The organism is Staphylococcus sp. EG-SA-2 (genome assembly GCF_017152085.1).
Window position 1 is genome coordinate 1 of record NZ_JACYHC010000908.1, and the last position, 987, is coordinate 987.

General features: G+C 36.2%; 1 protein-coding gene. It reads right to left on the bottom strand.

What is annotated here, in order from left to right; translation table 11 throughout:
- Positions 1–19: 19 nt before the first annotated feature.
- On the bottom strand, positions 20–987 hold a 968-nt coding region (locus IDG60_RS16115; RefSeq protein ID WP_206160915.1), incomplete at its 5' end, for an SMP-30/gluconolactonase/LRE family protein.

Consider the following 987-nt stretch of genomic DNA (forward strand, 5'->3'; position numbering starts at 1 on the left):
CCTTTCATTCAGGTAGGTCTTATTGAAACTGAAAACTTTGATGACCTTTTGCAAAGCCATTAACTGTATAAAGCATAGATCCTCCGCCCATTTCTATATCATTGGAACAAATGATGAGTTGATTTGTGTCAGGTATAAATTGCGGATGCGTAGAACGTAACATATGCCCTTCATCTCGGCCTGGTATCAATATTTGTCCTATTGGATAACCCCTTTTATTAAAAACTAATACTCGGCCTTGACCATACATTGCCACATATAAATTATCGTCACTATCAATACAACATGAGTCTGGTCCTTCATGACCTGTAAAATAGTACGGTATGGTAGCTCCAAATGGTTGTATCGTCACACCATCATCTTCAAGTGCAATGCGATGTAATCGATTGGCTGTAGTTTCTGTTACCCATAGTACTTTTTCATCTTTACTTAAAGCAATACCATTTGCTACGCTAATATTTTGAATGATAGGCGTCACTGTTCTAAAGTCCGGCGCAACATAATAAACGCCCCCTAGTGGATTGGTAGAGTATCCTCTAAAATCTGTAAAATAAAATCCACCTTTAGAATCAAATACCATGTCATCAATACAATAAGTTGTTGAAAAATCTTCAATAATATCTTGTATGTTGTCACCATTTTCTGTAGCTGCAAAAATGCCTCCTGTAGATTTAAAATCTCCTAAATAACAAACGAATAATCGGCCATCTTTATGTATTTTGATTGCTGCAGGATTCGCTTTATGGCTTACAAAAGGTCGTTTGATTTCCTTCGTTTCAGGATTGATTTTGAAAATATTGCCTTCGAATACATCCAATAAAAAGAGTTGTCCCTGCCGATCAAAGTTCAATCCTTCTAGCTGCAATCCTTTTTTGGAAATTTCAAGCCATGGTTCAGCTGTAATTGTTTGTAATTCACTTTCAGATATAATTGGAACAGCACTATTGGACTTCCCGCTATAAAATAATGTAGGTAAATCTTGTTGTG